Origin of the sequence: Pseudarthrobacter sp. NPDC055928, assembly GCF_042270935.1 — a bacterium.
GTDB lineage: Bacteria > Actinomycetota > Actinomycetes > Actinomycetales > Micrococcaceae > Arthrobacter.
In genome coordinates, this window is the sequence record NZ_JBHJZH010000003.1 from 216,407 (window position 1) to 242,401 (window position 25,995).

A 25,995-nucleotide genomic window follows, 5' to 3' on the forward strand; every position below is an offset into this window, starting at 1 on the left:
GTCCTTAAGTTCGCTGACCGGCGAACCCCCGGCAGGCGCCGCCGGAGCCCGCCAGACCGGTCCCCGCCTTCATGAACGGTGCTGGGCCGCACCGCCAATGCGGGCGAGGGCCGCTAAGACTTTCCCGCCGCCGACACGCGGATTCTGTGATTCCCTGGCGAACGTTCCTAGCGGCAGCCGCAGGCCGCGAGCGCCGTGGCGGCCCTGTCGAGGGCTTCCTTGTTCCCGCCCGCCCCGGGGGTGAGCCCGTTGCCGATAAACGAGAACACCAGCAGCCGGCCGTCGGCGTCCACCACGTAACCGCTGAGGGCGATCACCGAATTCAGCGTCCCGGTTTTGGCCCGCACCAGCCCGGCACCGCCTGCGGTGGAGCTGTCCCCGTAACGCGTGTCCAGCGTTCCGGTCAGGCCGGCCACCGGGAATCCGGCCAGCGCGGCCCGCAGCCTGAGGTCCGTTCCGGAGGTGATGGCCCGCACCACTTCGGAGAACTGGCGGGCCGAGACCTGGTTGTCCAGCGCCAGCCCGGACACGTCCGCGAGCCGCATGGCATCGGTGGGGATCCCAAGTTCGGTGAGCTGGGCACGGACTGTGGCGGTGGCGGCGTCGTTGCTGGCCGGTTGCCCCTGGGCGGCGGCCGCCATTCTGCCCAGGACCTCCGCGAGGTAGTTGTCCGAGGTCTGCAACATCAGGTCGACCTGCTCCCCCACGGTGGCGGACTGGACCTCGGCCAGGACGGTTGGGTCACTGTCCTCCGGCGCGCTGGAACGCCCGACGCCAGCCGCCACCGTCAGTCCCGCGGCAGCACCTGCCGCCTTGAGCTGCTCGGCGAACGCCTCCCCTGCGGTGATCGCGGAATCCTGCGGGCGCGGTCCGGTGATGACGGCGGGATCGAACCGCGCGGAATTCAATGCCAGGGGGTACAGCGGGGCCACTTCGCCGGCCTCAACGTCGCCGGACGCCCAGGCCGGATTCAGGGACGGGCCGCTGAACAGGGAGTCGTCCACCAGGACCGTCAGCTCCCCGGTTGCGCCGTTCTCCTGCAGGGCAGCTACGGTAGCTTCGGCCAGCGTGGCAAGCCCGGCATGGCCCATTACCTGCTCCGGCGCGGACTTCCCCGTTCCCAGGAGGACGTCGCCGCCGCCGGCCAGCACCACTTGGCTGGGCGTGGGACCGGCGACCACTCTGGTGCTGAACCGCTCGTCCGGCCCCAGGACCCGCAGGGCTGCGACCGCGGTCAACAGCTTCATATTGGACGCGGGAATTCGGTTCTCCGAACCGCCGCGGTCAAAGAGGACCTGGCCGGTGAGCGCATCCTGGACCATCCCGGTGAAAGTACCGCCGCCGTCGGGCTTTAACACCGGTTCCAACTGGGCCGTGACGGCTGCTGGTACCGGTACCGGCGCGGAATCCGTCAACGGGGACAGGCCCTGCCGGGTGGAAAGTGACGTGGGAGCCTGCTGCCAGGCTGGCGTTTCGGGCGCCTGGACCGAAGCCGGACCCGTGAAGGCGGGGGCAAGCAGCCAGCCGGCGGGGAGCGCCAGGATAAGGATCAAAACCAGGAGCAGCGCCGTGGGCCAGGCCTTCACTCCGCGGTGGAGGGTGCGCCGCAACGCATCCGTGAACGGCGCCCCGAACCCTGCGGGCCCCGATGTTTCCTTCATGTTGGTGCTGGTCCTCAAGTCCTGAAATTTCCCCGCAAGTTCCTGAAACCTGGGCCTCTCGCTATATCCTCAATAGTAGTCGGCGGCACCGACACTCCATTTTGCTGAGCGTCTACTGTGCCGCGAACCCCCTGCAATTGCCGAGGAGCATTCCATGAAGCACGACGTCACCATCGAGATCCCCAAGGGGTCCCGCGTCAAGTACGAAGTTGACCACGAGACCGGCCGCGTCCGCCTGGACCGCGTCCTCTTCACCTCCATGCAGTACCCCACGCACTACGGTTTCTTCGAAAACACCCTGGGCGAAGACGGCGATCCGCTGGATGCACTGGTGCTCCTGCAGGACTTTGACCTGCTCCCCGGCGTCATTGTTGAGTCCCGCCCCATCGGCGTCTTCAACATGACCGACGACGGCGGCGGAGACGCCAAGGTCCTGTGCGTCCCGGTTGACGCCCGCTTTGACCACATCCAGGAAGTCAGCGACGTCAGCGAGTTCCTGATCAAGGAAATCGAGCACTTCTTTACCCGCTACAAGGACCTGGAGCCCGGCAAGTGGGTCAAGGCCGAAGGCTGGGGCGACCGCGCCGCCGCCGAGGCCGAGCTGGAAGCTTCCATCAAGCGTTACGTGCCGGCCGCGCACTAAGCGCCCCGCCGCAAAATCCCCGCCTCCCGGACAAATCCCCGCGTCATGCGAGGGGGAAATGTCCGGGAGGCGGGGATTTTCTGTTGCCCCTCCAAAAGTAAATCTGTGGAATCGTAGCCCTGTGAGTTCCGAGCCTTCGTTTAATCCTCCGTGCGGTCCGGTCAGCGGTTGGCGGGACGGTGACGTGCTGCGCGCTACGGGGATCCCCTACGCCACAGCGGCCCGCTTTCAACCTCCGGCGGCCATACCGGACTGGGCCACTGACTTCGCCGCCACTACCCTCGCGCCCGCTTGCCCGCAGGGGCCAGTCCCGTTCCTGGATGACATCCTCGGCACCCACTACGGCGAGCTTCCCGGCAGCGAGGACTGCCAGCGCCTGTCCATCACCGTGCCTGCCGGCTTGGCCGAGGATGAGCGGGTCCCGGTCATGGTGTGGCTGCACGGCGGTTCCTACACTTCCGGTTCCGGTGACCTGGCAATCTTCGACGCCACATCACTGGTGGCTGAAAACCGGGTGATTGTTGTCTCGGTAACCTACCGCTTGGGCCTGTTCGGCTACTTGGCCACCGGCACCGGACGGCCCGCCAACCTCGGCCTGCTCGACCAACTGGAAGCGTTCCGCTGGGTGCAGCGCAATATTGCTGCCTTCGGCGGCGATCCAGGACGTGTTACCGCGTTCGGCCAGTCAGCCGGTGGCGACTCCGTGGCCCACCTCATGGCGACGCCCGAAGCGCCGTCGCTGTTCCAGCGGGCCATCATCCAAAGTGCTCCCCTTGGCATCACCCGCGGCCGGCACAAGATGAGCCACGCCATGGGCATCGCTGCGGAGGCAGTCACGGAAGACACTCCTGCCATGGAAGTGGTGGCCGTCGAGGACCGCGTGTCCCAGGTGGCCCGAAAGTACGGGCTCATGGCGGCCATGCCGTTCGGTACGCAGTACGGGCACGCTCCCCTTCCGCCGGAGGCCGACATCGAGGCCGCCTGGAATGTGACGGCTCCGGACATCGAGGTGCTGATCGGGCATACAGCCGACGAGGCACGGCTTTTCCTTCCCCGGAGCCCCCTGGTCAGCCGGCTGGGCAAAGTCCCCGGCATCGGAAACGCCGCCGTCAAAGCCATCAACTGGGCCGTGACGGAGGCGGTGTACGGCCGAGCAGCCCGGAAGTTTGCCCGGCGCCATGCACACGCCGGCGGCAAGGCCCACAGCTACGTCATCTCCTGGGGCGCCCCCGGGAACTACTATCGCGCCGCGCATACCGTCGACCTGCCGCTGTTGTTCGGCAATCAGCAGACCTGGGCCGCCGCCGGACTCCTCACGGGAGCAACATGGGATGAGATCAATGCCGTGGGCCGGGAGTTGCGGAGCCTGTGGGCCGCTTTTGCCCGGGGTGACAGCCTCGGCGAAACAGGCGGCATCCCCGGGGCCCTTCAGTACCGGTCCGTTTAGCTCCGTGGGGTAGGGGACACCTGAATTTCGACGCCCGCCCGGGCCGTCATCCAGAAGCAGGCCGTCGTGCCGCCAGGAACCCATGCCGCGGCAGCACTGACCGAAGGCTGGATCCATGTGCCGTCCGTCGAGCTCGCCGGCCTCGTCGACATTTAGCTGCTGCCGCCCAGGGTCCAGTTGCGGAGGTCCTCCGGGTCCTCGCCGTGTATGCGGGTGTGTTCGCGCGCTTGCATCCGCCGGTCCTGGAGGCTCTGGCGGACCAGCGAATGCTTCTCCGCCAGGCCCGGTACACGGTCGATGGCGTCGATGGCCAGCTGGAACCGGTCGATGCCGTTGAGCATGGCCATGTCGAACGGCGTGGTGGTAGTCCCCTCTTCCTTGTAGCCGCGCACGTGCAGGCCCTCCTGGTTGGTCCGCCGGTACGTCAGCCGATGGATCAGCGCCGGATAGCCGTGGTAGGCGAAAATGACAGGTTTGTCCGGGGTAAAGATTCCGTCAAAGTCCGACGCCGGGAGGCCGTGCGGGTGCTCACTCGCATCTTGGAGCCGCATCAGGTCCACCACGTTGACCACGCGGACCTTTAGCCCCGGAACGCCGCGCTTCAACAGCTCCGCAGCCGCGACTGTCTCGACAGTGGGCACGTCGCCGGCACAGGCCAGGACGACGTCGGGCTCCTCGCCGGATACCTCGGAACCTGCAAAACCCCAGATGCCCAGCCCCCTCTGGCAGTGGTTCGCAGCGTCGGCCGGCCCCAGCCACGTGGGCGAGGGCTGCTTGCCGCTGACCACGATGTTCACATAATCCGTTGATGCCAGGCAGTGTTCCATGACTGAGAGCAGCGTGTTCACATCCGGCGGCAGGTAGACCCGGATGACCTCGGCCTTCTTGTTCACCGCGTGGTCTATGAAGCCCGGATCCTGGTGCGAGAACCCGTTGTGGTCCTGCTGCCAGACATGCGAGGACAGCAGGTAATTCAGCGAAGCCACTGGTTGGCGCCACGGGAGCTTGCGGTGCACCTTCAGCCACTTGGCGTGCTGGTTGAACATCGAGTCGACAATGTGGATGAAAGCCTCATAGCAGCTGAACACGCCATGCCGTCCGCTCAGGAGGTAGCCCTCCAGCCAGCCCTGGCACAGGTGCTCGCTGAGCACCTCAAGCACCCGGCCGGAGCGCGCAAGGTGCTCGTCGGCGTCGTCAATCCGGTATTGCCACACCTTGTCGGTGACCTCATAGACGTTCTGGAGCCGGTTGGATGCTGTCTCATCCGGGCCAAAAAGGCGGAAATTCTCCATGTTGAGCGAGATCACGTCCCGCATCCACGAACCCAGCGTGATCATGGGGCTGATCCGCTCCGTACCTGGCTCCGGCACCTCTACTGCGTGGGCCCCGTACGAGGGCAGCTCCAACGCACGGCGCAGCAGCCCGCCGTTGGCGTGCGGGGTGGCGCTCATCCTGAAATCGCCGGTGGGAGCAGCCTCTGCGATATCAGGACGGAGCCGGCCATCGCCGTCGAACAATTCGTCCGGTCGGTAGGACTGCAGCCATTCCTCGAGTTGCTGGAGGTGCTCAGGATTCGTGCGGACTTCGGCGAGCGGGACCTGGTGGCTCCGCCACGTGCCCTCCACCTGCTGGCCGTCCACAATCTTCGGTCCGGTCCAGCCCTTCGGCGAGCGCAGCACGATCATGGGCCAGCGCGGCGCTGCCCCGTCCCCATCGGTGGCAGCGCCTTCCGCAGTGCCGCGGCGGGAGTCCTGGATGGCCCCGATTTCGGCCAGGCACTCCTCAAGCGCCGCCGCAAAATCCCGGTGCGCCTGGGCGGTGTTGTCCGCATCGGTGACGGTCACGAAATGCGGCTCATGGCCATAGCCCCGCAGCAGCTGTTCCAACTGGCCCTCCGGCATCCGGGCAAGGATGGTGGGGTTGGCGATCTTGTAGCCGTTCAGGTGCAGGATGGGCAGCACGGCGCCGTCCGTGGCGGGGTCCAGGAAATTGTGCGAATGCCAGCTCGCCGCCAGCGGTCCGGTCTCCGCCTCGCCGTCCCCAATCACGACGGCGGTGACCAGTTGGGGATTGTCGAACACCGACCCGTAGGCGTGCGCCAGCGCGTACCCCAGTTCTCCGCCCTCGCTGATGGAGCCGGGGGTCTCCGGTGCCGCATGGCTGGGGATGCCGCCGGGATAGGAAAACTGCCGGAACAGCTCAGCCATGCCGGTTTCGTCATTGCCCACATGCCCATAGATCTCGGAGTAGGTGCCCTCCAACCAGGCGTTGGCCACCACCGCCGGGCCGCCATGGCCAGGCCCGGCCACAAACAGCATCTCCTGGGCGTCACGTCGGATCAGCCGGTTCAGGTGCGCGTACACGAAGTTCAGCCCCGGGGTGGTGCCCCAGTGGCCCAGCAGCCGGGATTTTGTGTCCTCCGCGGCGAGCGGTTTCCGGAGCAGCGGGTTGGAGCGCAGATAGATCTGGCCCACCGATAGGTAGTTCGCGGCCCGCCACCAGCGGTCCACGAGTTCGAGTTCGTCCTGCGCCACGTTGCCGGTCATAGCCATCCTTAGCTCGCACCTGCCGCCGCTGCGGCCGTTGCTCCCATCCGAACAGATGACCGCCGCACTCGCAACCGTTGTAGCTGGTTCACGCTCAGCAAACGCGTCCACCACCGTGATGGGCCGTCCTCCCCATCGCGGCTCGCTCCGCGCAGCAGGTAGGTTCGTAAGCGTTGATTCGACGCAGGCAGAGGGGGATGACCATGGCGGGAACCCAAGGAGCGGCAGGAACGGAAGCCTACGGCGATCCTGCGCTCGTCCAGAATGCACGCAAACGGACGAAGACGCTGGGGAACGGCCAGCCGGTGGTCGAGTCCTCCGGTTGGCAGAGCGTGGGTGACACCCAGAGAACCTGGCTGGTACGCCGCGCTGAACGGCTCTATGCGGCCAGGCTGGGGCGGCTGCGGCACACCGAACTGTCCTGGCATATAGCGTGGAAGTGGCTGCCTGCCCTTGTGGGAGTTGGATTGCGCCCTCGCCGGGCTTCTTTACTTTCAGCACGGAACGGACCCCGGACCGGCTGGTTACCGCGATGCAGCAGGCCATGGCCGAATCCGGCCTCCGGCCCCCGGGATCTGCCGGGCTGCAGGCGCTTGCGCCCATTCAGATCAGCTCTGCCACCAGGCTCGACCAGGCCTGAATTAAGGCACTTCCCTGATCCGTACCACCGGGTAGGGTGTACCCAGAATGTTCACGCTGACCATCAATCAAACGGACAGCCGGCGCGATGGTGACCGGGTGCCGCAGTTGCTCAAGGACCTGCGGCATATCCCTGCGCGCCTGGACTTCGACCGCTCGGTCGAAGACGAAGTCCAGGGCATCGTGGACTGTCCGCACCAGGCAGTGGAGGCCGCGCTGATCGCCCTGCGCTCCGGTTCCTGGTACGTGGGGCTGGGCGTGGGTCCGGTGAACGAACCGCTGCCAAACCTCATCAAGGACGCGTCCGGCCATGGCCTGGTTTACGCACGCCGTGCCGTGGACCGGCTGCGGAACGGCAAGGACCGGGTCCCGGTGGCCGTGGAGGGACCGCTGGCTGACGTGGCCCACGAGGCCGAAGCCGTGCTGCGCCTCCTGGGGCACATTGTGCGGGACAGGTCAGGGGCTGAGTGGCGCGTTTTGGACCTGATGACTCCCGGCGTCCGCGGGCAGCAGAAGGCGGTTGCCCAGGAACTTGGCATCACCACCCAGGCCGTAAGCAAGGCAGTGGCCCGCTCGCAGTGGGTGGAGGAGCACGCCGCCCGGCCGGCAGCGGCCAGGTTGCTGGCGCTCATCCTCGAGGTGCGCTGAGCGCCGCACCGTCCACGCCCGCCGGCGCTGCTGAGGTTACTGCACTGCGCTGCTGCCGCTACTGCAGGGCGCCGATGATCGCCCCCATCGCCGTGAACGCCACGATGTTGTAGCTCGCATTGATGGCAAACAGCGTGAAGCTGCGGCGTTCGAAGAGGTAGTTGATGCCCAGGGCGGCCGCCACCCAGGCCACCCCTGCAGCGAGCCCGGCCAATGTGCCGAAGCCCGCACCGCCGTCGCCAATAAACGCAGCCAGCACCCCTGCCATGACCACTGCGAGCAGGAACGAGCCCACAAAAACCCGAATGGTTCCGTGCTTCAGCTGCTCATCCGTCACACCGGCCTCGCGTTGCCACACTTTCGCAAAAAGCACCGAGTACCACAGACCGCCCACAACGAATGTCGCCAGCGCCGCAAGCAGTACACCCACCCAGTTGATGTCCAGGTCCATCGCCTTCATCCTTCCCCGGGACGCACTTCCGCGGCGTCCTTGGCTTGGAGCCTATGCCCGCCAGCCAGCGGCGTATTGTACAAAAGCCGCACCGCGCGCAGGCCGAATCCGCACCTGCTCAGCGTGCCGCCGTCGGGCTGTCCCCGACGCTCTGGAGCGGCACAAAAGTGGCGTATTCCGGCCCGTGTTCCCGGATCAGGCGGAGGTATTCCGACGGCGTGAAGCCGCTGAAGCGCCGAAAGGTGCGGATCAGGTGGGGCTGGTCGTAGTAGTCGGCCAGTGCCAGCAGCTCCTTGCCGCTTGAGCCGTCCACGGGCAGCCGGGCGGCAGCGTTGGCGAAGCGGTAGAAACGGCACACATCGGCGTAGCTTTTGGGGGTGATGCCGCAGTCGCGGAGCATGAGCCGCTGCAGGGTGGACGGGTTGACCCCCAGGTTGCGGGCCAGCTCTGCCACGGGAACGTCCTCCTCGGCCAACCGGGCCACGGCTTCCACGGTCCGCGGGTCCGCTCCACCGCTAAACCGGGATGTGAGGAAGTTTTCCAGGGCGTCGAACGCGGCGGCGGGACCGGCGCCGATCAGCCGTGCGCGAAGGGCAGTGAAGCCGGGCAGGAAACCGTCCGTGTCCTGCACTTTTCCCTGCAGTTCCGACGGCGGCAGGTCGGTGAGTGCCGCGATGCCGTAGGGCTGCAAGGCTGCGCCGATGTTGAACAGGTGCGTCGGGTTCTCGCTGATGAGGTAGCTGGACTGGACGCCTGAATAGAAGCCAACGGCCACTTCCCTGGCTCCCTTGTCCGGAGCCACCGCAAACGGATCGATGAGACGGTACGGCGAGGACAGGTTCAGAATCAGGTGGGCCAAAGGACCCGGCAGGATCTTTTCGTACTTCGCCTCCGGGGTGCCGCGCACAAACCAGAAATGGCTGACGTAGGGCTGCAGCCGGGCGGGCGCGGGACACTCCTCGTAGAGCACACGAGCAGTCTACGGTGAGCCGGATGCCGGGCGGGAAGCACCGCCGAACATGAGGCCCGTGGACATCGGTGACGGGGACGGGCGCTTGCAGTTTCCAGAGCCCGCACCTCGTCGGGGACAATGGAGGGCATGACCCTTACGACCTTCGCCCTCATCCGCCATGGCCAGACAGACTGGAATGCGCAGCGCAGGCTGCAGGGATCCACCGACATTCCGCTGAACGACGTCGGCCGCGGCCAGGCGCGTGACGCCGTCGCCGTTGTGTCCGGTCATGAATGGGACGCGATTGTGTCCTCGCCGCTGAGCCGCGCCGCAGAGACCGCAGACCTGATCGCCGCCGGACTTGGGCTCACCGTGGCCCGTCGGCTCCCCGAACTCAGCGAGCGCAGCTTTGGGCCCGCGGAGGGCCTGCAGGCGGGCCCGGAACTGGACGCATTGCGCATTGACGGCGGCTTCCGGGGCGCCGAAAGCGAGGACGAGGCAGCGAGCCGTGGACTGGCCGCCCTGGAAGCACTTGCTGAGGAGTTCCGCGGCGGCCGGGTGCTGGTTATCGCCCACGGCACGCTCCTTCGCGTCAGCCTCAGCCGCGCTATCGGCCGCACCCTTCAAAGCGTGGACAACGCCGTACTCAATCTGGCCCACCACCACGCGGTTGACGGCTGGCAGCTCAAGTACTTCAACGGCGAACCCGTCATGGAAACCGCTGACGCCTGAGCGCGTGACCGGCTGAGGGCCATCGGCAGCAGGACGGCGCGCCGGCCGGGGTGCGGCTATGCTGAGGAAAACCCGGCCGCAGCACGGCCCGGTAGGGGCATGGCGGCAACGGCCATCAGCACTGGTCGCGGAAGGACAACCGAATGGCGCGAGCGACAGTCCAGGACGTCGCTAAGACAGCAGGAGTGTCCGTAGGGACAGTGTCCCGCGTCTTGAACAAGAGTCCGGCCGTCAGCGAGTCCAGCAAGGAAAAGGTCAACGCGGCCATCCGCCGCCTAAATTACCGTCCCCTGGCCTCTGCCCGCGATCTTCGGCGGGACCGGACCATGCGGGTCCTGGCCCTAGCCAAGAACCTGAACTCGCCCGTCATCAGCGAGGCCTTCCGCGGCGTCGGCGACGCCGCGGCACTGTCAGGCTATGTCAGCCTCATCGCACCGACCGCCGGGGACCTGGAGCGGGAACAGCAGCTGGTGGATATGCTGCGCAACGGGTCCGTGGACGGGCTGATCATGTTTTCGCCGACGATGCCTGATGACGACGTCCAGGAAATGGCCGAGCAGCTCAGCGTTGTCCAGGTCTGCGAGATCGCCGACTCCGAGGCGGCGTTTGGCGTCTCCATCGATGACCGGCAGGCCGCATTCGACATCACTCGGCACCTCATTGAGACCGGCGGACGGCGGTTGGCGATGATCGGCAACCGGGCGGCCCGCTCCGGCAGGCTGCGCGAAAAAGGCTTTCGCGAGGCGGCCGACGAAGCGGGTTTGGCACCGGAGCAGATGCTGTTCGTTGAAGGTGAATTCGACTTCCACACCGGGCGAAGCCTCACCAGGAAACTGCTGGCTTCCGCCCCCCTCCCCGACGCCGTGTTCTGCGGCAGCGACACCGTCGCCGCCGGGTGTGTCCGCGAAATCACCGACGCCGGGCTGCGTGTGCCGGACGACATCGCCGTGGCAGGCTTTGACGACTCCGTGCAGGCGGAAATGTGCGTCCCGGAACTGACGACGATCAGGCAGCCGGCCTATGAGATGGGCCGTTTGGCTTTTGAAGAGCTCCTGGCGCGGATGACAGTGCCGGGGGTTCACCGCCGCGGCCGGACGTTCCTCCCCCACGAGCTCGTGGTGCGGGACTCGACGAGGAACTAACGCAGGGGTTGACAGCTCCGTGTGGCGGCTGACACACTTTTGGAATCGATTCCAAACACTCCACGGCACCCATTTTGGGTCACTTTTGGAATCGATTCCATCCTGCACTCGAAAAGACGCCGGCAAGGCAAAGGAGCCACTTGTGGACTTAACTCGACGTACTTCACCACGACCCACTGCTATGGCGGCTGCGGCCATGGCCGCTGGCCTGCTCCTGAGCGGATGTGGTGGCGGCGCGGCCACCCAAGGCGCGGACAACGCCGCGGCTGCCGATCCGGCGTCGGCCGCCAACGCTGCCGGCAGTATCAATGTCTGCGGCGGCAAAGACGCCTCCGGCATCTACAAGGGCACGGCAGAGGCCTTCACCACAGCGAACGGCAAGGTCACCGCCAAGTACACCGAGATCGGAGCGACCACCGACGAGGCCCGCACGCAGGCCGTGCAGCGGCTCGAAGGCAAGTCCACTGAATGCGACATCTTCGTCACCGACGTCATCTGGACCTCAGAGTTCGCCTCCCAGGGCTGGCTGCTGGACCAGACCAAACTCGTTGAAGCCAACCGGGACCGTCTCATCCCCTCCACCGTAGAAACGGCAAAGTACGAGGAAAAGTACTGGGCTTCCCCGTTCTTCACCAACGCGGGACTCGTGTACTACCAGAAGGACAAGGTAGCCAAGCCGGAGACCTGGCAACAGCTCTACGCTGAGGCGGCCGAGGCTCCCGGCAACAGCTTCGTCTACCAGGGCAAACAGTACGAGGGCCTCACCGTCAACTTCCTGGAGATGCTCTACAGCGCCGGTGGAGAGGTGCTGGACGAAACCGGCGAGATCGCGATCGACTCGCCAGAGACCCGTGAGGTGCTCGACTTCATGAGCAAGGGCCTCAAGGACGGCTCGGCAGACCGTGCGGTCCTGACCTACAACGAGGACCCGGCCCGGTTGGCCTACGAGTCCGGCAACTTTGGCTACCAGCGCAACTGGCCGCATGTCTACCGCCTGCTCAATGCCACCCCGCTTGCCGGCACCTTCGGCGTCGCTCCGCTTCCGGCCTGGGAAGGCGGCAAGGCCTCCGGCGTCCTGGGCGGCTGGAACTTGGCCATCTCTGCCCACTCCACGAACCAGGCCGGGGCTGTAGCCTTCATCGACTTCGCCACCACACCGGACTGGCAGAAGCACGTGGCCATGGACTTCTCGCAGGCCCCCGTCAACGAGGCCGCCTACGCCGACCCCGCTGTCCTGGCGAAGATGCCATTCGCGTCCGAACTGCTCGCTTCGGTCAAGGGCGCCAAGCCCCGTCCGATCTCCCCGGTCTACCCGCAGATCTCCCAGGCGATCTACAAAAACGTCTACGCTGTCCTTTCCGGCACCGCCTCCACCGAGGACGCGGTGAAGACAATGGCCGAAGAGATCGCCGCCGCAAAGGCGAGTTTCTGATGATGGTTATCAAGTCCCTTTCCCCTGGCCACGGGGTGAAGAGACGCGGTGCCAACGGCCGCGGGGTGAACGGCCGCGACCGGGCCGAGCGACGGCTGGCGTTCAGGATGACCGCCCCGTCCCTGGTCCTCATGGCCCTGGTGGCGGCCGTCCCCATCGGCTACGCGCTCTGGCTGTCGCTGAACCAGTACAGCGTCCGCACCGCAGGCCTGTCCCGCTTCGTCGGCCTGGAAAACTACATCACCGCTCTTAGCGGGCCGCACTGGTGGGCCGCTTTCGGCCAGACCTTCCTTTTCGCGGGGCTCTCGGTCTCACTCGAACTGGTGCTCGGCACCGCTATGGCGCTGTTGCTCAACCTCGCGTTCAAGGGCCGGGCGCTCCTACGCACCGTGGTCCTGCTGCCCTATGCGGTGGTCACCGTGGTCAGCGCCATCACCTGGGAGACGATGTTCCAGCCCAACCTGGGCCTGGTCACCAATGTCCTCTCGACGCTGGGCCTGCCAGGTGGCGACGTGGTCTGGCTCGGCGAGCATGGCTACGCGATGGCCGTGATCGTCCTCGCCGATGTCTGGAAGACGACGCCGTTCGCAGCCCTGATCATCCTGGCCGGCCTCCAGGTCATCCCGGCCGAGACCTACGAAGCGGCGGAACTCGACGGCGCGAACAAGTGGCAGGCGTTCGTCAACATCACCCTGCCGTTGCTCCGTCCTGCCATTGTGCTCGCGGCGATTTTCCGAACCATGGATGCGCTTCGTGTGTTCGACCTGCCGTTTGTGCTCACCCGCGGGGCCAACGGCACAGAGTCCATGTCGATGCTTGCCTACACCCAGCTCCGCGAAAACCGGCTCGTGGGCGAAGGATCGGCCCTGTCCATCCTGACTTTCCTTACCGTCATGGCAGTTTCGGTGGTCTACATCCGCTTCGCCGGGGGCAACATTCGCGAAGTCGCCAAGGAGGAACAATGAGCACGCTGACTGCACAGCGTACGACGGCGGCACCCGCCGCCCGCGGCAGGGCACCGAAGCGTCGGTCACCCAAGCGCAGGCTCCGGGGGGAGGCCAAGCTGCACCCAGTGGTATGGGTGTTCGTGATTGCCGTCATGGGCTTTTCGCTCATTCCGTTCTACTGGCTGGTCAACACCTCCTTGAAGAAGGGCGTGAGCCTGTCCAAGGGCGAACTCTTCCCGAGCCAGCCCACGTTCGAGAACTACTTGGTGGTGTTCCAGAACCCCGAGTTCCTCCTGGCCCTGCGCAACTCGGTGATCATCGCCGTCGTCACCACTACGGTGGCGCTGGTGTTCGCTTCCTTCGCCGCCTACGCCCTGGCCAGGCTCAAGATGCGCCGCAAAGCCCTGATTCTGACGCTGATCCTCTCGGTCACCACGTTCCCGGCCATCGCCATCGCAGCCCCCATGTTCTCGATCTGGCGCGAAATCGGCCTCTATGACACGCTCCTGGGCCTCATCATCCCCAAACTCACTTTTGCGTTGCCGCTGGCCATCTACACACTCACGTCCTTCTTCCGGGAGATCCCGCGTGAACTCGAGGAATCGGCATATATGGACGGGGCCACGCCGTTCACCGCTTTCCGCAAGGTCATCCTGCCCCTGGCGGTCCCGGGCCTTGCCACGACGGCGATTCTCGTGTTCATCTCAGTGTGGAACGAATTCCTGCTTGCCGTCACACTGACCACCTCACCGGAGGCCCGTCCGGTCCCGGTTGCGATTGCGTTCTTCAGCGGAACCAGCGAGTTTGACCAGCCTTTGGGCACCATCAGTGCCGCGTCCGTGATCATCACGGTGCCGCTCGTCATTCTCGTGCTCGTCTGCCAGAAGCGCATCGTTTCCGGCATGACTGCCGGCGCCGTCAAGGGCTAAAACTCAACCAAACCAACGAATTCGCCAACCAAATGAAAAGGAAAAATCAGTGAGTAACGAGCAGTCCCCAGGCCAGCAGGCTTCCGCCTTGGAGAAACCACAAGCCGAGGAACTGAGGGTGGGCGTTGTCGGCATTGGCTGGGCGGGACAGCAGCACCTGAAGGCCTACGATTCCTTGGACGGCGTCCGCATCGTGTCGCTGGCAGGAATGGAACAGGACCTTCGCGAGTCGTTGCAGGCCGAATACTCGATTCCGAACGCCTTTGCCGGCTGGGAAGAGATGCTGGAGCACGGTGGCCTGGATGCGATCAGCGTGGCAGTGCCCACCTTCCTGCACGCGCCCATCGCCATCGCCGCACTGGAGCGTGGGCTTCATGTACTGAGTGAGAAGCCGATCGCGCGCAACGCCGTCGAAGGCCAGGCCATGGTGGACGCCGCCCGCGCGGCAGGACGGGTCCTGGACATCGCCTTCAACCACCGCCGGCGCGGTGACATCAAAGCGCTCAAGGAAGTAATCGATGCCGGCGGCGTGGGCCGCCCGTACTACGCCAAGGCATCCTGGCTCCGCCGCTCCGGAATCCCCATGCTGGGTAGCTGGTTCACCAACCCCGCCCTCGCCGGCGGGGGCCCGCTTGCCGACATCGGCGTTCACGCCCTGGACTACGCCCTGCACCTGCTCGGCGAACCGAAGGTGGTGGCGGTGTCCGCTACCACCCATTCGGAGCTGGGTCCCCGCGGCCGGGGCGGCAACGACCGCTACACCGCGATGGCCACCAGCCATGCGTTCGAGGTGGAGGACTTCGCCTCCGCCTTCCTGCGCCTGGAGGGCGGCGCCACGCTGCTGATCGAGGCAGGCTGGGCCACGTACCGGGAAACGGATGACTTGCTGGACTTCACGGTCTACGGGACCGACGGCGGCGCCGAGCTCAAGGTCCAGGGGGCACCGTTCGCGCCCGTTGGCCAGCTGAGGGTCTTCACGGAAAAGGACGGAGAAAATGCCGACTATGTGCCGTCGGCGCTGCCTGGCCGCGCGCACGATGGTGTGGTGGAAGACTTCGTGACGGCCGTTCGGGCCGGTGCGGGGGTCTGGGGCGAGCACGACGGATCGCTGGCGCTCTACCGCGCCCAAATTATCGATGCGTGCTACCTCTCGGCACGCGAACAGAGGGAGGTTCGTCTCTAATGAACGACAAGCTGAGAATCCGGGTCTGGAACGAGGGCGTCCATGAGGCACTCAATGAGCCTTCCCACATCGGGGAGATCTACCCTGACGGCATCCACGGTGCCATCGCGGCCGGCCTGCGCTCCTACTACCCGGACGCTGAGATCACGACGGCGGTCCTGGCCACGGACGACGACCACGGCCTTGACGAGGAGATCCTCGCCGACACCGACGTCCTGTTGTGGTGGGGCCACATGGCCCACGGCGAGGTGAGCGAAGCCGTCGTCGAACGCGTCCAGCGGCACGTCCTGGGCGGGATGGGGCTCATCGTGCTCCATTCGGGGCACTTCGCCAAGGTGTTCACCAGGCTGCTGGGCACGAGCTGCTCGCTGGCGTGGCGGAACGACGGCGAGCGCGAGCTCGTGTGGACCGTCAAGCCCTCGCACCCCATCGCCGAGGGTGTGGACAGCCCCATTGTCATTCCCGAGCAGGAAATGTACGGCGAGCTGTTCGACATCCCGGACCCGGACGACCTGATCTTTATCAGCTCCTTCGCCGGCGGTGAGGTGTTCCGGTCCGGTGTGACGTTCACCCGGGGCAAGGGCCGGATCTTCTACTTCAGCCCGGGTGACCAGGAATACCCGGTGTACCACCACCCGCAGATCCAACGGGTCCTCGCAAACGGCGTGCGCTGGGCGGCCCAGCCGGGCTTGCACCGTTCCGTTCCGGAGGTCAGTAATCCTTCACGGGGCTGGTTCGAGGACGCCTAGCCCAGGACCCTCTCGAGGTTTTGTCCGGATAATGCGCGTTTGAGGGCGCTTAGCCCGCATTATCTGGACAAAACTCCTGTCCGGGAGGGGCGACAGCAGCCCCTACGACAGGAGGCTGCGCAGCACGTGCGCGGCGCCGTCGTCGTACACCGAGTGCGTGACCTCATCGGCTGCGGCGATGACCTCCTCCGGGGCCTGGCCCATGGCCACCCCGCGACCCGCCCAGCCGAGCATCTCGATGTCGTTTCGGCCGTCCCCCACCGCCACGGTGAGGTGCTGCGGCGTACCCAGCCTGCCCCGGAGCGCCTCCAGGGCGCTGGCCTTGGTGACGCCCGCGGCGGCGATATCCAGCCAGGCCGTCCAGCCCACGGAGTAGGTTACGCCGGCCAGGCCGATCTGGCGGATGGTGGTGGAGAATTCCTCCGGCGTGTTCTCGGTGCTGAACACCACCAGGCGGACGGCGGTGGACTCCAGCAGGGTCTGGAAGTCGACGCCAACCGCCTCTACGCCGAAGCTGGCGTCCTGGAAGCGCTCGGTGGACAGGAAGTTCCCTTCCTCGTCCTCGAGTGCGTATTTCGCGGTGGGGAGCTTTTCCCGCAGTGCGCGGAGGGCGGGGGCGGGGTCAAACGTGGCCTTGTGGATAACCTCGTACCCTGCGGAGAGGGCCGGGTCCAGGCGCAGGGTCACACCGCCGTTGCAGCACACGGCGTAACCACGGTCCAGCCCGATCTGCTCAATCACGGGCAGCGTGGCGTTGAGCGAACGCCCGGTGGCAATCAGGACGTCGTGGCCGTCGGAAACCACGGCGCGGGCGGCTTCGCGGACTCCGGGGGACATGTGGCCGTCGTGGTCCACGAGCGTGCCGTCGACATCCAGGGCAACCATGAATTTGGTAGTGGCGTCCGGGTTGTTGTTTCGCTGGTCATCGTTGCCAGCGACTGTGTGTTCAGTCAGTGTTGTCATTCATCCAGTAGAGCAGACGCCCCCGGACACCTGCTAGGACGCACGCCACAGCACTAGTGAACAAGCGGTAAATACTCACAGCGTTATCCCCGGTGTGAGTGTTAACCTTTCCCGGCGGGCTGAGCCGTTCTCCCCGCCTGGTGGTCAATTCCCCTCCGCGTTTCACAGGGAATTGTCCACCCAAAGGGGATATGCGTGGACTTATCCACACCCGGGCGGCCGCCTCTGGATACGCCCTGGGGAGCAGCCCAGCATGGACCTATGCAATCCGAACCCCTTGTCCTGATCCTTGCCAGCCGCAGACGTGTCCTCACCGGCAGCAGCCGCAGTCTGAGCCGCGCCTACGCCAACGGCGAGCTTGTCCGCGTCCGGGCGGGCGTCTACTGCAGCAAGCCTGCATGGCTCGCCGTCAAGGCCTGGAAACGCTACTCGGCGACAGTGGCAGCGGTTGCTGCGATGGAGCCCGCAGCAGGCTTCTGCTATCTGACCGCTTTGCGTCTATGGCGATTGCCCTGCCCGGGCGTGCCGGACCACGTCCACATGATCACGTCGTCCCCGCACAAGGCAGGCAAACTCCCATCGACCACCCGGGCCGCCAAGGACCCCAAGACTGGCTTCACCGGCCTGGAAGACGTGCGCGGCTACGGAGTCGCCCGGCATCACTGGGAAGCCAACATCGTCCAGGTCCGCGGGTTCGCCGTGACATCGCTCGTTCAGACGGTGATGGATTGTCTTGTCCGTCTGGAACTTCCTGAGGCTGTGGCCATTGCAGACAACGTGCTGGGGCGCCGGCGCATTGAAGGCGAGAGCCTCACCCGGGTTGACCTGGAGCAGGCATCGGCGGGCCTTGCGTCGGCTGCCAAACGCCGCCGGATTTTGGAAGTATTGTCACTCGCTGACGAAGCAGCGGAGTCGGTTGGGGAATCCCGCAGCAGGGCACTCATCCATGTGTTGGGGTACCCGCCTCCGGTTCCGCAGCACTCCTTCTACGACCACGAAGGATTCATAGCGCGGACCGACTTCTTTTGGCCCGAATACGGCGTCGTTGGGGAGTTCGACGGCGACGCCAAGTATCTCGACGACGAACTTCTGGGCGGTCGCAGCACGCGGGAGGCCATCCTGGCGGAGAAAAAGCGCGAGGACCGGCTGCGGGCGCTCGGCTACACGGTTGTCCGCTGGGACTGGAAAGCTGTGACTGACCCGGAGGTGCTGCGGCGAAAGCTCGAAGGTGCCGGACTTAGCAGGAGAAAATCCCCGCCGCGTGGACCACTCCCCCTCGCGTAGACGGGGGAATGGACCACTCGACGGGGAATTCCCGGAAGCTAGAGGACCGGGAGGACTTCCAGGCCGCCGATGTACTTCTGCAGTGCTGCCGGGACGTTGACCGAACCATCCGCATTCTGGTGGTGCTCCAGGATGGCCACGATCCAGCGCGTGGTGGCCAGCGTGCCGTTGAGGGTGGCTACCGCCCGGGTTCCCTTCGGCGCACCATCCTCGTTGAAGACCCGCTCGCGGATGTTGAGGCGGCGGGCCTGGAAGGTGGTGCAGTTGGAGGTGGACGTCAGCTCACGGTAGGCGCCCTGCGTGGGGACCCAGGCTTCGCAGTCGAACTTACGGGCCGCAGACATGCCGAGATCACCGGCGGCGGTGTCGATCACGCGGTACGGGAGCTCGCATTTGGCCAGCATCTCCTCTTCCCAGGCGAGCAGGCGTGCATGTTCGGCGGCAGCTTCTTCGACAGTGGTGTAGACGAACATCTCCACTTTGTTGAACTGGTGCACACGGATGATGCCGCGGGTGTCCTTGCCGTGCGAGCCGGCCTCGCGACGGTAGCAGGAGCTCTGGCCGGCGAACCGGATGGGCCCTGGCGTGAGGTCCAGGATCTCGTCCGCGTGGTACCCGGCCAGGGGCACCTCGGAGGTTCCCACGAGGTAAAGGTCGTCTTCAGCGAGACGGTAGATCTCGGCGTCGTGCTTGACGTCGAAGCCGGTGCCCTGCATGGTCTCGGGACGGACCAGGGTGGGGGTGATCATGGGGATGAAGCCGGCCTCGATTGCCTGCTCCATGGCCATCTGCAGCAGCGCCATCTCAAGCCGGGCACCCACGCCACGCAGGAAGTAAAAGCGGGAGCCGGACACCTTCGCGCCGCGCTCCATGTCAATCGCGCCGATCAGCTCGCCGATTTCGAGGTGGTCGCGCGGTTCAAAGTCGGGGAACTCGCGGGGAGTGCCAACGGTCTTGACCACAACGTAGTCGTCCTCGCCGCCTTCGGGCACTCCGTCCTCAATGAGGTTCGGGATGGCACGCAGCAGTTCGTCCTGCTTGGCCTGCGCGGCGTCAGCCTCGGCGGAAGCAGCCTTGACCGTGTTGGCGAGCTCCTTGACCTCCGCGAGAAGCGCCTTCTTCTCCTCGCCCTTGGCCTGGGCGACCTTCTTGCCGAAGACGTTCTGTTCGGCGCGGAGGTTTTCGTACCGGATCAGGGCCGCACGCCGGGCGGAGTCTGCGGCGATGATCGCGTCCACCACGGATTCGTCCGCGCCGCGGGCGCGCTGGCTGGCACGGAACTTGTCCGGATTTTCGCTGAGGTCTTTTACGTCGATCACCAGACAAGAGTATCGAATCCCGCGGCGGCAGCGCGGCCAAGGAAAGGGCGGGAACGCGGACCCTCCTGCCGGGATACTGTTGAACCACCATGAGCGACTGGCTGCTTTACCTCCTGAGTGCCGCGGCACTGGCCTTCGCCGTCTCCAGTTGGTGGGGCGTGCGCAAGCTCAAAGCCCTTCACATCCGAAGTGCAGTCGCCGAAGATTCGCACGAGGCGGGCCTCACCCACCAGCGGGTGGCGGTGATCCTCAACCCTGTCAAAGCACGCGCCCCGGAGGCCAAAGCAGCCATCCAGCGGGCCTGCCTTGCCGCGGGCTGGGACGATCCCCTGTTCCTCGAGACGACCGCGGAGGACCCGGGCCACACCCAGGCCCGGGCGGCACTGGACTACAAGCCCGACGTCGTCCTGGTGGGCGGTGGCGACGGCACCGTGCGGGTGGTGGCAGAGTCCCTCGCCCGCACCGATATCGCCATGGGCATCATCCCGCTTGGCACCGGAAACCTGCTGGCCCGCAACGTGGACCTGGACGTCAACGACCTCCAGTCCAATGTACAGACGGCGCTGTTCGGACAGCAGCGCTATATCGACACAGCGCGAATGGGCATCGAGAACTCCCGCACTGGACACTCCTCCGAACACGCGTTCCTGGTGATCGCGGGAATCGGCCTGGACGCGGAAATCCTTGCAGACACCAATGATGGCCTCAAGAGAGCGGTGGGTTGGCTGGCGTACACCGAGGCCGGCATGCGGCATCTTCCCGGCAGGCGGCGGAAAGTGTCCATCACCTTGGACGACGGCCCTGAACAGGCCCGGAACATCCGCAGCGTCCTGTTTGCCAACTGCGGGCTGGTGCCCGGGGGCATCGATTTCATCCCGCAGGCCATGATCGATGACGGCATGCTTGATGTGGTTGTCATGAGCCCGCGGAGCGCGCTTGGCTGGATCATCATGTACGGCAAGGTCCTGCTCAGGCACAGGGGGAACCTGCCGATCATGACGATGTACCGGTCCGGGAAAATCGTGATCAAGTGCCCCGAGCCGATGCCCACACAGCTCGACGGCGACACCGCCGGGGAAGCCACCAAGGTCACCGTGCGCGTGGAGCCGAGGTCCCTCCTGATCCGGGTGAAGGGCCAGCCGCAGGCCTGAGCGCCGGCGGCCGTTGGATATTTGGTGGCGCCTTAGGCGGTGGCCTTCTTGGCGGCCTCGGCGGCAGCTTTGGCAGCCCGGGCCTCGGACTGTTCACGGATCATAGCCTGCTCTTCTTCGAAGCGCAGGCGGTCAGCGCGGTCTGCATCGTCGCCGTCCCAGTCCTGGTTATCGGCAGTCGGTTTGGGATTGACAATCATTCCCTGGCCGTCATTGTCAGTAGTGCTGCTCATGACCCGCTCCCTTCGTTAGGGGCCGTCCCCCAATGTGGATCAAGTAAGCATACGCATTGTATTAACTGCGCGGTAGTACTTGGACCTACGCTGTGGGCGAAGCCCCGGAAACGGTTTCGGAGGGGGATGCCTGCCCGCGAACGATGGCCCCCACCCACTCGTGGGCAGCCTGGAATGCTTCGTCGGACGTGTGCGGGGCGACGTACGCGGCTTGGGCATCCGCCCGTTCATACGAACCCAGAAAGCGTGTGGCGGGACTGATCCGGTGGAGCCCTGCCAGCGCATCGGCAACCCGAGCGTCGCCGATGTGACCGTCCGCGTCAATGCTGAAGAAGTAGTGGCCCAGGTACTGCCCGGTAGGCCGGGATTCGATCCTGCTGAGGTTGACTCCCCGGGTTGCGAACTGATCCAGGATTTCCATCAGCGCACCCGGGTGGTCCTCCGGGAGGGGCACCACCACAGTGGTCTTGTCCGCGCCGGTGCGCTCCGGCAGCGCTCCCGGCCGGCTGACCAGGACAAACCGCGTCACGGCGCCGGGGTTATCGCCGATGTTCTCAGCCAGCACGGTAAGCCCCGGCTGCTCCTGGGCAACGATGGGCGCGCAGATGGCGGCGTCGTAGTGCGCGCCGCCCTCCAGCAACCCCATGGCGGAAGCCGCGGTGGACGAACCTGGAACATATTCGACGCCGGGAATATTGGCATCAACCCACAGCCGGCACTGTGCCCAGGCATGCCCATGGGTCGAGACCCGACGGATCTGGGAGACGGCAACTCCGGGCCGTGCCACGAGGACAAAGCTGATGGGCACCAGGACTTCGCGGATGATGCGTAGTTCCTGCCCGCTGGCGATGGCATCCAGGGTGGCGGTCACACCGCCCTCTACGGAGTTTTCGATCGGCACCATGGCGGCATCGGCGGAGCCCTCCCGTACCTTGTCCAACGCCGCGTTGACGTTCGAGGCCGGGATGCGGATTGCCGCGTCAGCCCCGGGAACCTGCAGCAGCGCCGCCTCGGTGAAGGTACCTTCGGGCCCGAGGAAGGTGTACGTAACGGGGGACGCGGGCATCGAATATTCCTTAGGGGTTATAAATTGGCGGAACCAGTATCCCGGCCGCTCGATCAACTCAGCACCGGACAGGCGGGCTTGCTAGAGAACCAGGGGCTTCAGTCCGTTGTCCGAAACGAGCGGCCGGCCGGACTCAAGCCACTGGTCCATTCCTCCTGCCACGTTGATTGCCGTGTAGCCCTGTCCGGTCAGCCACTGGGCCGCACGGAAGGAGCGGCCGCCGGTCCGGCAGATCACGAACACGTCCTCATCGGGATCAAGTTCACCAAGCCGCGACGGGAGCTGGTCCAGCGGAATGTGGAGGGCGTCCTCCGCGTGTCCGGCTACCCATTCGTAGTCTTCGCGGACGTCCAGGATCACGGCGTCGGCCGGGATGTCGTTGACTGGCACGGAATCGAAATCGCTCATGGGAGTCCTCTTTCGGAGAATCAGGGTCTCCTTCCAGCCTAGCGCCAGCCGCTCGCCGCGTTCCCGAAACCTGGGACAAGTTACGCTGTTGCTGACCCGTAGGAGGATCCTTGCCCGCTGAACAGCCCACCATCCTGGCCACCTCTGGAGGCTTCAAACCCGGAGTCCGGACCCGCTTGGAATTTGCCCGCCTGATCCATCACGCCGCCGATCTTTCCGGGGTCAGCGGGCGGGCACCGCGAGTGACGTACCTGGGCACGGCTTCAGGGGACCAACGCTGGTTCAGCGCGGAAATCGACGAGGCCGCGCGGGTTGCGGGCTTCGACTTCAGCCACCTGAATCTCTTCACCATGCCCAACCACCCGGATCCGGAGGCGCACCTCCTCGAGCAGGACGTGGTGTGGGTGGGCGGGGGCTCCGTGGTGAACCTGCTGGCTGTCTGGCGCGCCCACGGGCTGGACAGCGTCCTCCACCGGGTGTGGCAGCACGGCGTGGTGCTGGCGGGGGTTTCGGCTGGGTCCATTTGCTGGTACCGGGGCGGCACCACCGACTCCTTTGGACCGGAGCTGCGTGCCGTCACCAACGGACTGGCCTTCCTGCCGTTCGCCAACGGCGTGCATTATGACTCCGAGGAAAGACGACGGCCGCTGGTCCACCGTCTCGTGGCTGATGGGACCCTGGGGGAAACGCATTGCACTGACGACGGCGTGGGTCTGGTCTATCACGGAACGGAACTGGTGGAGGCGGTAACCGAAGTCCGCGGCAAAGGCGCGTACATCGTCACTGCTGAGACTGACGCCTCTGGCGCCAAGGCCGCTTCCGAGAAGCGCCTGGAGCCACGTTTCCTTGGCTGAAATCCACGAGCTGTCCGCTGTCCAGCTGCGGGACTGCCTGCGGTCCGGTGAACTCTCGGCCCGGGAAACAGCTGCCCACTACCTGGCCCGGATCGAATCAGGCAACCGGCTCCTGGGCGCCTTTATCAACGTGACTGCCGAGCAGGCCATGGCCGACGCCGATGCCGCCGATGCAACCTTCGCGCGGCTCCGGCGCGGGCCGTCCGCGTCGGCGTCCGGGGCAGGGGCCGGTGAAGGGTTGCCCCTGCTCCACGGCGTGCCGGTCGCGTTCAAGGACCTGACCGACGTCGCGGGAGTGGTGACCACCCACGGCAGCGCCGCCCTGGACCACAAACCCGCAGTGACTGACGCAGCCCTGGTCACCACACTCAAGGCGGCCGGCGTCGTATCGCTGGGCAAGACCCAGGTTCCCGAGTTCGGCCTGACCGCGTACAGCGAAAACCGCATCGCCCCGCCGTCGCGCAATCCGCACGCCCCCAGCCGGAGTTCCGGCGGTTCCTCCGGAGGCAGCGCCGCCGCGGTTGCCGCGGGGCTGCTTCCGTTTGCCCCCGGGTCCGACGGCGGTGGTTCAGTCCGCATACCAGCTGCTGCATGCGGACTGGTGGGCCTCAAACCGGGCCGTGGAGTGGTAGCTTCCGGGGAGAGTTCCGGTGATCCGGCGCGGCTGGTGGCGGCCGGTCCGCTGGCACGCAGCGCCGCGGACGCAGCGTTGCTGATGGATGCGCTGTCGGCCACGCCCGGAGATACTTACCTCGACTCTGTGGCGCACGAGCCAGGCCCCCTGCGAATTGGCATGACCTTGGACAGTCCCTGGTCCACTACCTTTCCGTTCACCCCCGAACCCGAAGCCCTCGACGCCCTTCGGGTGGGCATGGAACTCCTGGAGCGTGCCGGCCACCGGGTTACCGAAGCTGCCGTCCGGTACGACAACCGCTACCCCGGTGCGTTCACCACTGCCTGGACCGCCGCCGTCGGCACCGCCAGGATCAGCCCGCACCGCGAGGCGCTGCTGGCCCCGCTGACGCGGACGTTCCGGCGGCGGGCGCAGCAGCGCAGTGCGGCCAAGCTCAATGAGGCCCTGGCATTCCTGCGGCAATTCGAACGCGACACCCTCGCCCAGTACGGGCAGTGGGACCTGATGCTGATGCCCACGCTCGCGCAAACTCCCCGTCCCGTGGGCTGGTTCACTGGTGCCGCCCACGGCGACGACCGCTGGCCTGCCACCGAATGGGCCGGGGACGCCGACGGCGACTACCGCAAACAGTGCGAATACGCGCCATGGTCCTCCATGGTCAATGTCTGCGGATTGCCGGCCATCACCATACCCGTGTACTGGACAGGCGGCGGCCCGGGACAGAGCCTGCCGATGGGCATCCAACTGGTGGGGCCCGCGGGCTCCGAACGGCTGCTCCTCCAGGTGGCGGCACAGCTGGGGTACTAAGGGCGAAGCACCAGGCTTTGCGATGCCCCACCGTCAACTTCCCAAAAAAACTGGCGCCGACGTAACCCATTGGTAACCGGCCAGGAGCACAATAAAGGGTAGGTCTCACATCAGCGGCAATCGCCGACGGCAAGCACTCAAAGAGGAACTGCAATGGACATGAACGCTGAGCACCCATTCACCGGCGCTGGGGAAACGGGGGCGCTCAGGTCGGACCTGAGCAATGTCAATGTCCGGGAAGATCTGGCCCGCGCTGGCCGTTGCGCCAACGTCCACTTGGCGACCGGCCGGACCTGCCTGCTGCCGCTCCGGCATCACGGACCCTGCGAGTTCCACAAACCCCAGGAGGCGGACGACATCCTCCGCGGCTGAGCCCCCCCACGGAGTGGAATAGCCGTGCATAGGGGGTCGACTGATGGCTGCGACCGGAGGACGATTAAAGGGCAGTCACTATGAGGAGGTCTGTGATGTGCTATTCATCGAGCAAGGACTTCGGGTGGGGCTATAAGAAGGAAGCCGACCGGAAGCCCGAAGCGCGCCAGGAAACACCGCCGGACCGTCCCGAGCCGCACTACACGGCGCAGGACTTCAAGTTCTGGGCCTTCCCGCTTCGCCGGAAGACACCCGCAGCTGAAGAACCGGTTGCTGACCGCACGCACGAGAGAGTCTGACCCCCGCGGGGCCGGAACTCCCAGAAGAAAGGCCTCCCCCCGGGGAGGCCTTTCCGCTGGGCGCTCACCTTAGAATCAGGCGGGCGTCGTCCATCCGGAAGCACATCCTGCTGGGAGAATGGCTGCATGCTGGGACACTTCGTGCACGCGGCTTCAGTTCGGATGGACCCCGACGCCGACGCTGGAGCGCCGGGCGCCGCCGTCACCCTGGAATTGTGCGGAAGCTGGAGCCACGAACCGCCCTGTCCGCTGGCCCCGCACCACACCAGCCCTGAGCGGAACGGTGCCGCGGTGGACCTGCGGATCGTCTTCGCCGTTGAACCGGCGCGGGAAGCCGAAGTTCGCCGCCGGATAGATAAGGCCCTGGCTTCGGGCTCCCTCACCGGTCCGGACGGGGTGAGGACGAACTGGTCCCTGCGGGACAGCCACGCAGGGGTGCTGAGCGCTGCGGAAAGCGAGCAGGCGAAGCGGATCGCCACGACGTAGCCCGCGCTGGACCGGGTG

General features: G+C 65.9%; 26 protein-coding genes. 17 read left to right on the forward strand and 9 right to left on the reverse strand.

The genetic code is table 11. From position 1 onward, the window contains the following. Positions 1–167 precede the first annotated feature (167 nt). The gene (gene dacB, locus ACFC25_RS06240) at positions 168–1,661 is read right to left on the reverse strand and encodes a D-alanyl-D-alanine carboxypeptidase/D-alanyl-D-alanine-endopeptidase (protein WP_376044490.1); all 1,494 of its coding nucleotides are present in this window, start codon (positions 1,659–1,661) and stop codon (positions 168–170) included. Positions 1,662–1,815: 154 nt separating this feature from the next. On the opposite strand from dacB, the gene ACFC25_RS06245 reads away from it, so the two are divergent. Further along, positions 1,816–2,304, forward strand: coding sequence for an inorganic diphosphatase (locus ACFC25_RS06245; protein WP_066287853.1), 489 nt, complete (start codon positions 1,816–1,818; stop codon positions 2,302–2,304). A gap of 121 nt (positions 2,305–2,425) precedes the next feature. After that, complete coding sequence (locus tag ACFC25_RS06250) at positions 2,426–3,751, forward strand: carboxylesterase family protein (protein ID WP_376044491.1); 1,326 nt, start codon at positions 2,426–2,428, stop codon at positions 3,749–3,751. Positions 3,752–3,903: 152 nt separating this feature from the next. Here ACFC25_RS06250 and ACFC25_RS06255 read toward each other — a convergent pair whose 3' ends face one another. Then, positions 3,904–6,297 (reverse strand): phosphoketolase, encoded by a 2,394-nt coding sequence (locus ACFC25_RS06255; protein WP_376044492.1) that lies wholly within the window; start codon positions 6,295–6,297, stop codon positions 3,904–3,906. Between the two features lie 687 nt (positions 6,298–6,984). On the opposite strand from ACFC25_RS06255, the gene ACFC25_RS06260 reads away from it, so the two are divergent. Next, on the forward strand, positions 6,985–7,584 hold the full coding sequence (locus tag ACFC25_RS06260; RefSeq protein WP_337345419.1) for a hypothetical protein: 600 nt from the start codon (positions 6,985–6,987) through the stop codon (positions 7,582–7,584). Between the two features lie 58 nt (positions 7,585–7,642). Here the strand turns inward: ACFC25_RS06260 and ACFC25_RS06265 are convergent, their stop codons facing one another. Beyond that, complete coding sequence (locus ACFC25_RS06265) at positions 7,643–8,035, reverse strand: DUF1761 domain-containing protein (RefSeq protein ID WP_337345418.1); 393 nt, start codon at positions 8,033–8,035, stop codon at positions 7,643–7,645. 118 nt (positions 8,036–8,153) lie between these two features. Continuing rightward, complete coding sequence (locus ACFC25_RS06270) at positions 8,154–9,005, reverse strand: DUF6597 domain-containing transcriptional factor (RefSeq protein ID WP_376044493.1); 852 nt, start codon at positions 9,003–9,005, stop codon at positions 8,154–8,156. Between the two features lie 129 nt (positions 9,006–9,134). Between ACFC25_RS06270 and ACFC25_RS06275 the strand changes: the two genes are divergently transcribed. From ACFC25_RS06275 to ACFC25_RS06305, 7 genes are all read left to right on the forward strand, one after another. After that, complete coding sequence (locus ACFC25_RS06275) at positions 9,135–9,719, forward strand: histidine phosphatase family protein (protein ID WP_376044494.1); 585 nt, start codon at positions 9,135–9,137, stop codon at positions 9,717–9,719. Between the two features lie 143 nt (positions 9,720–9,862). Further along, a complete protein-coding gene (locus ACFC25_RS06280; protein ID WP_376044495.1) occupies positions 9,863–10,861 on the forward strand; it encodes a LacI family DNA-binding transcriptional regulator in 999 nt (332 codons plus the stop codon). Positions 10,862–11,003: 142 nt separating this feature from the next. Continuing rightward, on the forward strand, positions 11,004–12,293 hold the full coding sequence (locus tag ACFC25_RS06285; RefSeq protein ID WP_376044496.1) for an ABC transporter substrate-binding protein: 1,290 nt from the start codon (positions 11,004–11,006) through the stop codon (positions 12,291–12,293). Between the two features lie 2 nt (positions 12,294–12,295). Further along, positions 12,296–13,258 carry a carbohydrate ABC transporter permease gene (locus ACFC25_RS06290; protein WP_376044551.1) on the forward strand — a complete coding sequence of 321 codons (963 nt, stop codon included), beginning with the start codon at positions 12,296–12,298 and terminating at the stop codon, positions 13,256–13,258. Further along, positions 13,255–14,169, forward strand: coding sequence for a carbohydrate ABC transporter permease (locus ACFC25_RS06295; RefSeq protein ID WP_376044497.1), 915 nt, complete (start codon positions 13,255–13,257; stop codon positions 14,167–14,169). The genes ACFC25_RS06290 and ACFC25_RS06295 overlap by 4 nt, the downstream gene beginning before the upstream one ends. A gap of 88 nt (positions 14,170–14,257) precedes the next feature. Next, the gene (locus ACFC25_RS06300) at positions 14,258–15,352 is read left to right on the forward strand and encodes a Gfo/Idh/MocA family oxidoreductase (RefSeq protein WP_337345616.1); all 1,095 of its coding nucleotides are present in this window, start codon (positions 14,258–14,260) and stop codon (positions 15,350–15,352) included. Beyond that, entirely contained in the window at positions 15,352–16,101 is a 750-nt protein-coding gene (locus ACFC25_RS06305; protein ID WP_337345412.1) for a ThuA domain-containing protein, read from the forward strand. Before ACFC25_RS06300 ends, ACFC25_RS06305 begins: the two co-directional genes overlap by 1 nt. Before the next feature lie 102 nt (positions 16,102–16,203). On the opposite strand, the gene ACFC25_RS06310 is transcribed toward ACFC25_RS06305, so the two are convergent. Next, on the reverse strand, positions 16,204–17,064 hold the full coding sequence (locus ACFC25_RS06310) for an HAD family hydrolase (protein ID WP_376044498.1): 861 nt from the start codon (positions 17,062–17,064) through the stop codon (positions 16,204–16,206). Between the two features lie 261 nt (positions 17,065–17,325). Between ACFC25_RS06310 and ACFC25_RS06315 the strand changes: the two genes are divergently transcribed. After that, positions 17,326–18,348, forward strand: a complete 1,023-nt coding sequence (locus ACFC25_RS06315; protein WP_376044499.1) for a hypothetical protein — start codon at positions 17,326–17,328, stop codon at positions 18,346–18,348. A 38-nt stretch (positions 18,349–18,386) separates the two neighbouring features. On the opposite strand, the gene serS is transcribed toward ACFC25_RS06315, so the two are convergent. After that, positions 18,387–19,667, reverse strand: a complete 1,281-nt coding sequence (gene serS, locus ACFC25_RS06320) for a serine--tRNA ligase (RefSeq protein ID WP_337345409.1) — start codon at positions 19,665–19,667, stop codon at positions 18,387–18,389. An 89-nt stretch (positions 19,668–19,756) separates the two neighbouring features. Between serS and ACFC25_RS06325 the strand changes: the two genes are divergently transcribed. Further along, positions 19,757–20,818 carry a diacylglycerol kinase family protein gene (locus ACFC25_RS06325; RefSeq protein ID WP_337345408.1) on the forward strand — a complete coding sequence of 354 codons (1,062 nt, stop codon included), beginning with the start codon at positions 19,757–19,759 and terminating at the stop codon, positions 20,816–20,818. A gap of 32 nt (positions 20,819–20,850) precedes the next feature. On the opposite strand, the gene ACFC25_RS06330 is transcribed toward ACFC25_RS06325, so the two are convergent. From ACFC25_RS06330 to ACFC25_RS06340, 3 genes are all read right to left on the reverse strand, one after another. Then, positions 20,851–21,051, reverse strand: coding sequence for a hypothetical protein (locus ACFC25_RS06330; RefSeq protein ID WP_337345407.1), 201 nt, complete (start codon positions 21,049–21,051; stop codon positions 20,851–20,853). An 85-nt stretch (positions 21,052–21,136) separates the two neighbouring features. Beyond that, on the reverse strand, positions 21,137–22,117 hold the full coding sequence (pheA, locus tag ACFC25_RS06335; protein WP_337345406.1) for a prephenate dehydratase: 981 nt from the start codon (positions 22,115–22,117) through the stop codon (positions 21,137–21,139). 81 nt (positions 22,118–22,198) lie between these two features. Continuing rightward, positions 22,199–22,525 carry a rhodanese-like domain-containing protein gene (locus tag ACFC25_RS06340; RefSeq protein ID WP_337345405.1) on the reverse strand — a complete coding sequence of 109 codons (327 nt, stop codon included), beginning with the start codon at positions 22,523–22,525 and terminating at the stop codon, positions 22,199–22,201. Between the two features lie 110 nt (positions 22,526–22,635). On the opposite strand from ACFC25_RS06340, the gene ACFC25_RS06345 reads away from it, so the two are divergent. From ACFC25_RS06345 to ACFC25_RS06365, 5 genes are all read left to right on the forward strand, one after another. Beyond that, positions 22,636–23,379, forward strand: coding sequence for a Type 1 glutamine amidotransferase-like domain-containing protein (locus tag ACFC25_RS06345; RefSeq protein WP_376044500.1), 744 nt, complete (start codon positions 22,636–22,638; stop codon positions 23,377–23,379). Continuing rightward, on the forward strand, positions 23,372–24,820 hold the full coding sequence (locus tag ACFC25_RS06350) for an amidase (RefSeq protein ID WP_376044501.1): 1,449 nt from the start codon (positions 23,372–23,374) through the stop codon (positions 24,818–24,820). The genes ACFC25_RS06345 and ACFC25_RS06350 overlap by 8 nt, the downstream gene beginning before the upstream one ends. A 153-nt stretch (positions 24,821–24,973) precedes the next feature. Continuing rightward, positions 24,974–25,192, forward strand: coding sequence for a hypothetical protein (locus ACFC25_RS06355; RefSeq protein ID WP_337345402.1), 219 nt, complete (start codon positions 24,974–24,976; stop codon positions 25,190–25,192). Between the two features lie 95 nt (positions 25,193–25,287). Then, positions 25,288–25,491 carry a hypothetical protein gene (locus ACFC25_RS06360; RefSeq protein WP_337345401.1) on the forward strand — a complete coding sequence of 68 codons (204 nt, stop codon included), beginning with the start codon at positions 25,288–25,290 and terminating at the stop codon, positions 25,489–25,491. Between the two features lie 126 nt (positions 25,492–25,617). Then, positions 25,618–25,977: a hypothetical protein gene (locus tag ACFC25_RS06365; RefSeq protein ID WP_376044502.1), complete on the forward strand. Its 360-nt coding sequence runs from the start codon at positions 25,618–25,620 to the stop codon at positions 25,975–25,977. Positions 25,978–25,995: the final 18 nt, after the last annotated feature.

Bases quoted from the DNA above. Each gene is read 5' to 3' on its own strand.
- dacB (WP_376044490.1), bottom strand. From the start codon at position 1,661: ATGAAGGAAACATCGGGGCCCGCAGGGTTCGGGGCGCCGTTCACGGAT.
- ACFC25_RS06245 (WP_066287853.1), top strand. From the start codon at position 1,816: ATGAAGCACGACGTCACCATCGAGATCCCCAAGGGGTCCCGCGTCAAG.
- ACFC25_RS06255 (WP_376044492.1), bottom strand. From the start codon at position 6,297: ATGACCGGCAACGTGGCGCAGGACGAACTCGAACTCGTGGACCGCTGG.
- ACFC25_RS06260 (WP_337345419.1), top strand. From the start codon at position 6,985: ATGTTCACGCTGACCATCAATCAAACGGACAGCCGGCGCGATGGTGAC.
- ACFC25_RS06265 (WP_337345418.1), bottom strand. From the start codon at position 8,035: ATGGACCTGGACATCAACTGGGTGGGTGTACTGCTTGCGGCGCTGGCG.
- ACFC25_RS06275 (WP_376044494.1), top strand. From the start codon at position 9,135: ATGACCCTTACGACCTTCGCCCTCATCCGCCATGGCCAGACAGACTGG.
- ACFC25_RS06280 (WP_376044495.1), top strand. From the start codon at position 9,863: ATGGCGCGAGCGACAGTCCAGGACGTCGCTAAGACAGCAGGAGTGTCC.
- ACFC25_RS06290 (WP_376044551.1), top strand. From the start codon at position 12,296: ATGGTTATCAAGTCCCTTTCCCCTGGCCACGGGGTGAAGAGACGCGGT.
- ACFC25_RS06295 (WP_376044497.1), top strand. From the start codon at position 13,255: ATGAGCACGCTGACTGCACAGCGTACGACGGCGGCACCCGCCGCCCGC.
- ACFC25_RS06305 (WP_337345412.1), top strand. From the start codon at position 15,352: ATGAACGACAAGCTGAGAATCCGGGTCTGGAACGAGGGCGTCCATGAG.
- ACFC25_RS06310 (WP_376044498.1), bottom strand. From the start codon at position 17,064: ATGACAACACTGACTGAACACACAGTCGCTGGCAACGATGACCAGCGA.
- ACFC25_RS06315 (WP_376044499.1), top strand. From the start codon at position 17,326: ATGCAATCCGAACCCCTTGTCCTGATCCTTGCCAGCCGCAGACGTGTC.
- ACFC25_RS06325 (WP_337345408.1), top strand. From the start codon at position 19,757: ATGAGCGACTGGCTGCTTTACCTCCTGAGTGCCGCGGCACTGGCCTTC.
- ACFC25_RS06330 (WP_337345407.1), bottom strand. From the start codon at position 21,051: ATGAGCAGCACTACTGACAATGACGGCCAGGGAATGATTGTCAATCCC.
- pheA (WP_337345406.1), bottom strand. From the start codon at position 22,117: ATGCCCGCGTCCCCCGTTACGTACACCTTCCTCGGGCCCGAAGGTACC.
- ACFC25_RS06340 (WP_337345405.1), bottom strand. From the start codon at position 22,525: ATGAGCGATTTCGATTCCGTGCCAGTCAACGACATCCCGGCCGACGCC.
- ACFC25_RS06355 (WP_337345402.1), top strand. From the start codon at position 24,974: ATGGACATGAACGCTGAGCACCCATTCACCGGCGCTGGGGAAACGGGG.
- ACFC25_RS06360 (WP_337345401.1), top strand. From the start codon at position 25,288: ATGTGCTATTCATCGAGCAAGGACTTCGGGTGGGGCTATAAGAAGGAA.
- ACFC25_RS06365 (WP_376044502.1), top strand. From the start codon at position 25,618: ATGCTGGGACACTTCGTGCACGCGGCTTCAGTTCGGATGGACCCCGAC.